This window comes from Lichenifustis flavocetrariae, from assembly GCF_026130545.1.
Taxonomy (GTDB): Bacteria; Pseudomonadota; Alphaproteobacteria; order Rhizobiales; family Beijerinckiaceae; genus Lichenihabitans; species Lichenihabitans flavocetrariae.
Genome location: NZ_JAMOIM010000095.1, coordinates 1 through 7,681 on the forward strand (window position 1 = coordinate 1; position 7,681 = coordinate 7,681).

General features: G+C 61.0%; 12 protein-coding genes. 11 read left to right on the plus strand and 1 reads right to left on the minus strand.

The window, feature by feature from the left end:
- From M8523_RS35285 to M8523_RS35335, 11 genes are all read left to right on the plus strand, one after another.
- Positions 1 to 629: tyrosine-type recombinase/integrase (locus tag M8523_RS35285; protein WP_282589476.1), on the plus strand; the 629-nt coding region annotated here is incomplete at its 5' end.
- A gap of 272 nt (positions 630 to 901) precedes the next feature.
- Entirely contained in the window at positions 902 to 1,219 is a 318-nt protein-coding gene (locus tag M8523_RS35290) for a helix-turn-helix transcriptional regulator (RefSeq protein ID WP_282589477.1), read from the plus strand.
- Complete coding sequence (locus tag M8523_RS35295; RefSeq protein WP_282589478.1) at positions 1,216 to 2,373, plus strand: AAA family ATPase; 1,158 nt, start codon at positions 1,216 to 1,218, stop codon at positions 2,371 to 2,373. Before M8523_RS35290 ends, M8523_RS35295 begins: the two co-directional genes overlap by 4 nt.
- A gap of 629 nt (positions 2,374 to 3,002) precedes the next feature.
- A complete protein-coding gene (locus tag M8523_RS35300; RefSeq protein WP_282589479.1) occupies positions 3,003 to 3,470 on the plus strand; it encodes a RuvC family protein in 468 nt (155 codons plus the stop codon).
- Positions 3,467 to 3,946, plus strand: a complete 480-nt coding sequence (locus M8523_RS35305) for a hypothetical protein (protein WP_282589480.1) — start codon at positions 3,467 to 3,469, stop codon at positions 3,944 to 3,946. Before M8523_RS35300 ends, M8523_RS35305 begins: the two co-directional genes overlap by 4 nt.
- Positions 3,947 to 3,975: 29 nt before the next feature.
- On the plus strand, positions 3,976 to 4,320 hold the full coding sequence (locus M8523_RS35310; RefSeq protein ID WP_282589481.1) for a hypothetical protein: 345 nt from the start codon (positions 3,976 to 3,978) through the stop codon (positions 4,318 to 4,320).
- Positions 4,321 to 4,423: 103 nt separating this feature from the next.
- Positions 4,424 to 4,684 (plus strand): hypothetical protein, encoded by a 261-nt coding sequence (locus tag M8523_RS35315; RefSeq protein WP_282589482.1) that lies wholly within the window; start codon positions 4,424 to 4,426, stop codon positions 4,682 to 4,684.
- 23 nt (positions 4,685 to 4,707) lie between these two features.
- Complete coding sequence (locus M8523_RS35320; RefSeq protein WP_282589483.1) at positions 4,708 to 4,962, plus strand: hypothetical protein; 255 nt, start codon at positions 4,708 to 4,710, stop codon at positions 4,960 to 4,962.
- 464 nt (positions 4,963 to 5,426) lie between these two features.
- Complete coding sequence (locus tag M8523_RS35325) at positions 5,427 to 5,903, plus strand: hypothetical protein (RefSeq protein ID WP_282589484.1); 477 nt, start codon at positions 5,427 to 5,429, stop codon at positions 5,901 to 5,903.
- Complete coding sequence (locus M8523_RS35330) at positions 5,900 to 6,832, plus strand: hypothetical protein (RefSeq protein ID WP_282589485.1); 933 nt, start codon at positions 5,900 to 5,902, stop codon at positions 6,830 to 6,832. The genes M8523_RS35325 and M8523_RS35330 overlap by 4 nt, the downstream gene beginning before the upstream one ends.
- Before the next feature lie 87 nt (positions 6,833 to 6,919).
- Positions 6,920 to 7,054, plus strand: a complete 135-nt coding sequence (locus M8523_RS35335) for a hypothetical protein (RefSeq protein WP_282589486.1) — start codon at positions 6,920 to 6,922, stop codon at positions 7,052 to 7,054.
- Positions 7,055 to 7,386: 332 nt separating this feature from the next.
- On the opposite strand, the gene M8523_RS35340 is transcribed toward M8523_RS35335, so the two are convergent.
- Positions 7,387 to 7,681, minus strand: a 295-nt coding sequence (locus M8523_RS35340) for a hypothetical protein (protein WP_282589487.1), incomplete at its 5' end; no start/stop codon positions are given.

Consider the following 7,681-nt stretch of genomic DNA (forward strand, 5'->3'; position numbering starts at 1 on the left):
TTACAACTGGCGTCTATTCGACTCATGCTGCGAAAGCTCTGCCAGAAAAAGATATGACTTCGGACAGACTCTTAGGCCTGCGATGGGACTGGGTCGATTTTGATCGGGCCTGCCTTCGGCTCCCGGACAGCAAGACCGGCGCGAAGATTGTGCCTCTTGCGGCTGCGGCGCTTGCGCTCCTGTCGTCTATCAAGCGCGCTTCGCCCTTCGTGCTCCCGTCGTCGAAAACTGACGGCCGCATCGTTGGCTTGCAGAAGGTATGGGTCGCTGTCCGCCTTCGCGCCACCGCACTGGCCAAGCAGCGTGCGATTGAAGCTGACGAGCCTGTAGATCGCGCGCCAGACCTGTCTCGCGTAAGACTGCACGACTTTCGCCATAGCTATGCGAGCTTCGCGGTTGCGGACGGGGCTACGCTGTTCGTGGTTTCAAAGATTTTGGGCCACAAGCAAGCCCGCACAACGGAGATTTATGCACACCTTCACGACGATCCTCTGAAGGCTGTGGCCGACAGGACCGGGGCCAGGATCGCCGACGCGCTGCGTCTCGGCTCTGGACGCGAGCGCCTGCGCACGGCCGAGGTTGTCCAATTGTCAAAACATGTAAGTAAAAGGCCTGTGACGTCCAGTTAAGCTGTCTGAAACAGCGAAAATGAATGTATTTACATCCCGTTTTTTCAATCTTGACTTCGAAGCTGGCTCTTGAGCATTTTTATACATTAGGCCGAACATGAGCCGGACACAGGCGAGCGATTGATATGTCGAGATTTATTGACGTCTAAGATAATCCATATTTGGCTGATTTTACGCCGAATTGCTTTTGATAAGCTTGTTTTTTTACTTGAAGTTTGACTTGGGCGCAGGTTTGCACGACATTGAAGTCGTTGGCGGTCGCTGGCCAGTAAATGAAAACTGCGCGCACCCACTCGCCGAATATTCCGGTGGTCACCCAAGAAATGCAGGAGTCTTCCTTGCAAACGGATATGCATGTTCGCCATCACACTGTCCGAGAAGCCTCGGCTTATTGTAAGAGTAAGCACGGTTATCCTGTGGCCGTGAACACGCTCAACAAGCTGCGTACGTACGGCGGCGGGCCAAAGTTCAACAAGTGCGGTGGGCGCTTGATTCTCTACGCTGAACACGAGCTTGATGCGTGGGTCAGGGAAAGGCTCGGCGACGTTCTGACATCCACGTCGGCCGCGAAAACCGGGGAGGCCGCATGATGGCAGAGCGCACCACCAAGCGTCGCCAGCGACGCATCACGGTTGAAGAAATTGAAGAGGTCGAGCGGATCCGTATGAGCACCCTCGATCCGCTGGGAGAAACGGACGGAATCGAGGAGGTGCCTGCTCCGAGCCCAAGACTTCTGCCATTGCAAAGCGCCTATAGTTTTGGCCTGGAATGGAAACCGCCCGACTTCATTGTCGAACCCTTCTTATGCTCCGGAACGCTTTTTGGCCTCACGGCCGGCACCGGCACGGGCAAGACAGGTCTGATGTTGTCGCTCGCCCTTGCTGTCGCGTCAGGGCGTTCTGAGGTGCTCGGCCTGCCGAGCCGTAAGGGTCGGGTTGTTTTCGTGACGATCGAAAATCCCGCGCACGTCCGCGGACGGATGGTCGTCACAGCTCGATTCTTTGACATCAGGATCGGGAAGTTGGGAAACCAGTTCATCATCATCCGCGGCCGGTGCTCTCCCGAAGATCTTCTTTTCTCGCTTCAGCAAGTCACGCTGCACGGGCACGAGATTTCACTCGTCATCATCGATGGCTTCAGTGCGATGTTCGACGGTAAAGATCTGAACAGCGGCGTGGAAGGCGGAGAATTCCTCAGGCGCTTGCGGCCCATCACTGAACTTCGTGGGGCGCCTGCAGTGCTCGTTGCCATGCATCCAGGAAAAGGGGCTGGCAATGACGAATTGGTCCCCGTTGGAAGCGGCATGCTCCTCAACGAGCTCGACGCCAACCTCGTGCTTCGCCGGAACTCAGTCGAGAAGTGTGTCGACCTTCATTGGGCAGGCAAGATCCGCGGTTTGGACTTCGCACCGATCTCCTTCGTGCACGAGCTGGCAACGAGCCCTCTCATCTTGGACAGCGAAGATCGTCCTATTCAGATGCCCGTGATGCGCCGCCATGTGCCGAGTAAGCCCAGTCCGGTGGCGTTGACAGACACGCGCCCTGCGTCACCGCCAGCGCTGCTTAAGGCCATGATCACGCATCCTGAAGGCCCTCAACGAACATGGGCTGCCGATGTTGGGTGCTCCCAGGCGATGGTCGGCAAGCACCTCAAACGGCTTGAGCAGGATCACTTTGCAGCGTCCGAAAAAGGTCACTGGACCATTACAGAAAAGGGCCGCGAGGAGGCTCAGAAATGGGCCTGAATCTTGAACACCAGGCGGTGTTCAAATGGGTGCTTTTGAACACCTTGAACACCGGTGTTCAACACGGTTATCACGGACCCAATTTCTCAATCTTTTCAATTGAACACCGGTGTTCATGCATTGGTGTTCAACGGTGTTTGAACACCATGAACACCCCTATTGGCCCCTCTTAGGAGGGCCATAGGGGTGTTCAGGTGTGTTCACCGCGCCGATGGTGATCACCGGACCGAACCCAGTGCGAAGATTCTTGGCCTGGGGGATCGGCAGGAATGACTCAAACTCTTGATCACCAGGACAATAGTGACGACCTTCCCAACCCACGCGTCCTGCAAGATCAGGTGTTCGTCGCTGTCTCGGCAGCGCCTTACACGCGAAAGGATGGTGGGGAGACGCAGCTGGTCACTTGGCAGTCGAGATGCCCGACATGCAATGAGACGTTCGAGACTGTCACCCCGATCACCCTGGCCAGCTTCGAACCGCAGCGCCGGTGCCATGCACATCGCCGGCCTGGGCTGGCCGTCGCGCGTGAGTGGCGTGGCCGCCGTCTCATCGACGCAGAACCGCGCCGGCCGGTCATTTGTGAAGCTCGGGGGCACGTCGCCGGCATCATCTTGGCCGATGGCGGCGCCTTGGCGCTGGTCTCTACCGATCACGAGCTGATCGACGTTCTCGACGTTCCCTTGACTGGTTACGGACCGCGCATGCGGCCGCACATTGATGGCGCGCGTCTGTCGGCCATCTTCAGGGCCTGGCAACCGGCGGCAGCAATGATGGAGGTTCACGAGATCCGCTCGAACGATACGTCGCTGGCGGCCACTTCGCGAGGTTTTGCGCTTGGCATCGTTGAGGGAGTCTCCACTGCCCATCAGGTTCCGATATGTCGATCGCCGACACCCATCTGGCGTCGACTTACAGGTCTGCCGCGCAGCCGCTGCGTGAGAAACGCTGCACGGTACGCCGCCGTCGCCACGTGGCCGATGCGGGCCGAGTGGTTTCAGCATCCGGCCGGTGAAATTCGGGCCGAAGCCGCGCTCATCGCTCTTGCCGGAGTAATGCAGTCCTTCGGTGGACACGTGTCGAAGGAAGATCGGAGATGAAGCTTGCCCCGGGCCCGAAGCGCCGGATCGACATTCTTCAAAACGAGCTGGACCACGGCCGGATCTCGCCCCAGGCTTTCGATGCCGGCCGCGTTGTGCAGGACGTGATCGAGCGCGCCCATGCCGCGGTCGGCTCGCGGTGGGCGGATTTCGTCGACACGTCGATGCAGCCTGGCGCGGCCTCGGTCCACGGCCTCGATGCGGCACGCCAAGCGGTGAAGATGATGGCGCGGCTACGGCTGGCTATCGGGCCTGTCGACGCCACGATCGTGCGGCTTGTCGTCGGCGACGGACTTACGTTTGAGCAGGTCGCCACAGCACAGGGAAGGGCGGGCGCTCGGTCGGTAGCTTATTTCGCAGCGAGATTTCGCGACGCGCTTGAAGAATTGGCCAAAGCCTCGATCGCGGTCGGCAAGGTTTCAAAAGTACATGTGGATAACTATTCCGACATGGCCATTCGAACAGCGAGGCGTTGACCCGACGGGTGAAATGCTGAAGATTGGCATTGTCGAAGATTGACGCCCGGAGCCAGAAATGGCTGCCGGGCTTTTTGTTGGCCGTAGTGTTCCGCATCGTGCAGATCTTGCGCGCCATTCAGAACTTCCTGGAGCTCCTCATGTTGCAAGATGATGTGGTAGCCGGGGCCAAGAGGATCGCCCCGATCGTCGGCATGACCGAACGTCAAACATACCACCATGCACAGGCCGGCCGCCTTCCGGTCTGGAAAGTCGGCCAGACGTTGTTCGCTCGGCGGTCTGTCTTGCTGGCTTGGCTCCGTGAGCGAGAGGAAGCGGCCTCGCGGCTGAGTTGGCTGGGGAGCGACAGGCCTCGAACGGACCACGCGGCCTGACCGACAGCATGACTCAATTTTGAGCCATGGCCGTCAGATGACGCCAGTGCACGAGTGATCTTGAAGCGAAGCGGCGCTCGTTCGCCTTGGTATCGGGCTGACCATGAACGAACCCGACGAGTCCACTGATGTCGTCATCTGCGATGCCGTGATCGACATCATCCGCGCTGGCGATCCTGTCGCGTTTACCGTCGCGCTGAACGATGGTTTCCGCGCCCCCGCTTTCACGTTGCGCGCCATCGGTGGCAGCGTCCGCGTCCACGACTTCAGACAGGACTTTGTCGGCGACTACCCGACGATCCTGCAGGCCTACTGGGCCGGCGCCCGCCACCGCTTGGCCCTGATCGAAGCCGTCGAAGCCTGAACCCTTTTTGCATGGAGAACACGATGACCAACACGAAGACAATTCGCCTGTCGCGCACGCTCATCACCGGAACGCCAGTGCAAGGTCCGCTCGGCATGACGGGCCTGATCGAGAACCCGCCATGGACCGACGTCACCGTCGAGGCAAAGGAAGCCAACCGTCTTCTGGCCCTCTTCGGGGGACAAGAGCTGGTCGGCGAGCGCTGGGTCGACGTCGCGCAGGTCGACAATGGGACGCTCCTGTCGCCGGCCATCGGTGGCAGCCAGAGAGCAGCGTAGGCGACCGCCAGTGTGGCATTGTGCGGCGATCCTCCGAGGCCGTGGGCGTGCAGGCGCAGAGCTTAGGGACCGTTCAGAACCACCCCGGCCTCGTGCGGGCATAGGGATCCCGGGGAAGGGCTAGTCGCACCATGTTTTTTCAAGGCGAACACTGAACAGTGAACAGTCCAGGAATCAGCCTCAGCGAACTCGCTCGCCGTCTTGGACGAGCGAAATCGGGGCTCCACAAGTTGGCAGCCACGCGCCAGATTCCGCGTCTCGAAGACGGCACATTCGACGAAGAGGCCGTCCGCAGAGCGCTGAAGTCGAATCTCGATCCGGCCCGAGCCAAACCTCTAACTTGATCTAGAGGTGCTCACCTGACCGAAACCAGGTGCGCACCTCGTACCTGCGCACCTTCGTGCGGACTGCGGACTGGTACGAGGTCCGCAGTCCGCATCCTTCATCATCAGCAAGGAACACCCATGACCGACAATCCGAGAGTCTACGGCACCCGCCCTGACCCAGCGCAGGCGCGAGCCGATCACGAGAATGGCCAAGCCATTGCGGCCCGCCAATCTTCGGCGGGACAAATGGCCGGCACGCCCGATTTCGACCGAGGTGCCCGCGTCGCCCGTCAGTACGCTGTCTCACCAAACGGCGGAGGGGAAGCACACCCACGGGCCGCGCTCTCGAGCGACTTTGCAAAAGGCCTGGCAATCGGCCGCCGCATCGCATCGGGAGCGGTCGCGGTCGCGGTCGCCGCAACTCCATCAGTGCTGACACCGGCCGGCGCAATCCTGGAGCCAGTACCGACAGGAGTGGCCGTTGCCCCACCCAAAGCGGAACACCAGTCGACCCGAGCTGTGCCGCCGCCCACGGCTGAAACTCCGCTCAATGCCGCGCAGGTTCAGATCGAAGCGCGGCGCATCAGTGAGGCCTTTCACCGAGGCTTTCTATGAACGCCCGCGCCAAGCCCGGCCTAGCCGCCCCGGTGGAAGACTGGCGCACCTTGCTCGTCGCATCGTCGCCCTCGATCCCCGCCCTCGAACGCACGATCGCCGGACTACACGCCGAAGCGCAGGCCGCGGAAACAACCGTGGCGCGACTGCGCGACGCCCGCCGCGCCATTCTGCTGTCCGGCACTGACGACGAGCTGAAAGCGCATGACGACCAAGCTGGCGTCGCCTCCCGCACCATTGAGCGCTCTCGGGCGGCGATCGAGGAACTCGAGCTCAAGCTCGCCGAGGCGCGTGCCGCGAAGCAGGACGGCGATCGTCGCGTGGCTTACGATGCCGCAGCCGATCAGGTGACAGCCGTCCGAGCTCGGTTGCAAGCCGAGTACCCCAAAGCGGTGACGATCGTGCGCAGCCTGCTCCGGGCCCTGGCCGAAGCCGAGACGGCGCGCTTGTCGACGAATGCCGAACGCCCGGTCGGCGCCGATCTGATCCCCTCAGCGGAAGACTTTCGCAACACCGTCACCGTGCCGGCCAAGACCGTCTCGAAACAGCGCGTCATGCTGTGGATCAATCCGGCGACCGACATGCCGTTCAATGGACGCGATCAGGACATCATCGGCGATGACGGCAAAGGCGCCTCGCGCCTGGATCCGCCGGTTCGCCATGTCCTTCGGCAACGTGCGTTCGAACGTGTGACCTTTTACCCGGAGGAAACGGTAGCCGGGCTGCCGGACCTGTCGACGGTCATCGATCTGCCGGCGCTCTATCCCGGCGACGCGAGCGGGTACCGACCGCCCCTTATTGCGGACGGCGTCGCAATTACACGATCGGACTGGCAGCGGATGGTCACGTCCGCACTCGACCGCTACGAGGCGCCCACCAACCATGCGCTTCGCCTGCCAGTCCACGAGTTGCATCCCGTCGAAGACTGACGGCCGAGTTCGTCGGGGACCTTTCATGCGGGCGCAGCCGGCCCGCCCAATAGCGACAAGCTGCTCTCCGTGCCCCGGCGCACAGCAATGACGGTCAAGGGCAGCACGGCCGGCACATTCATTTCGAGCGCCATCGCGCTCCACATCATCGGCCCGACCGGATCTCGACGCCGGCAGTTGCCGAAGAACTTCGGTCAGTATGGCGCGACGCGCCAATCCTGATGAGAACACCGCGCTTCGGCGCGGGCACCAATGCGGGGCACTCCTTGACGGTGTCGCTCGGGTCCATCGAAGAGCCACAAGCCTCCCTCCGTGCCCCGCGATCCTTGGATCACCGCGGACAAGGGTGGCCAGACCCGGCATCAATTCCGCGCGCTATCGCGCTCCAAATCGCGAGGCAGATCGCATGACGACAACCAGGTCCATCAGCATCATCGGCTTGTTGCCGAGCATACCTTCAAATGCAGACGCTCAAAGGTTCTGGCCATACCAGAACCAGCATGGAGACGCGCCAGGCGTTTGGGGTTCTGCCGTCTTCCCGCTGAGCAACCGTCTCAGATTACGACTTCGGTAGGCCCGAACGACGTGGCGAAACGGGCAGTGGATCCCGCGGGAACGTACTCGCTCGTTTTCAATGGCAACTCGATCGATCTCAGGATCGAGGGTTCGTTCGGGTCTATCGAGGGGAGCTTCACGTCATCAACCGTGATCCAACTGGATCCGGGGGCGACCATCCATACGCCTCCAGATCCAACCGCGTCCGGATGGGGGCCTAAGGAAGCGTCGATAAATTTTTGATTCGCGACGAGGATTTTTGAGGGATTCCCTGCTGCGTCTTTACTTTGTAGA

Excerpts from the sequence above, each read along its gene's own strand:
- M8523_RS35290 (WP_282589477.1), top strand. The coding sequence starts at position 902 with ATGAAAACTGCGCGCACCCACTCGCCGAATATTCCGGTGGTCACCCAA.
- M8523_RS35295 (WP_282589478.1), top strand. The coding sequence starts at position 1,216 with ATGATGGCAGAGCGCACCACCAAGCGTCGCCAGCGACGCATCACGGTT.
- M8523_RS35305 (WP_282589480.1), top strand. The coding sequence starts at position 3,467 with ATGAAGCTTGCCCCGGGCCCGAAGCGCCGGATCGACATTCTTCAAAAC.
- M8523_RS35315 (WP_282589482.1), top strand. The coding sequence starts at position 4,424 with ATGAACGAACCCGACGAGTCCACTGATGTCGTCATCTGCGATGCCGTG.
- M8523_RS35320 (WP_282589483.1), top strand. The coding sequence starts at position 4,708 with ATGACCAACACGAAGACAATTCGCCTGTCGCGCACGCTCATCACCGGA.
- M8523_RS35325 (WP_282589484.1), top strand. The coding sequence starts at position 5,427 with ATGACCGACAATCCGAGAGTCTACGGCACCCGCCCTGACCCAGCGCAG.
- M8523_RS35330 (WP_282589485.1), top strand. The coding sequence starts at position 5,900 with ATGAACGCCCGCGCCAAGCCCGGCCTAGCCGCCCCGGTGGAAGACTGG.
- M8523_RS35335 (WP_282589486.1), top strand. The coding sequence starts at position 6,920 with ATGACGGTCAAGGGCAGCACGGCCGGCACATTCATTTCGAGCGCCATC.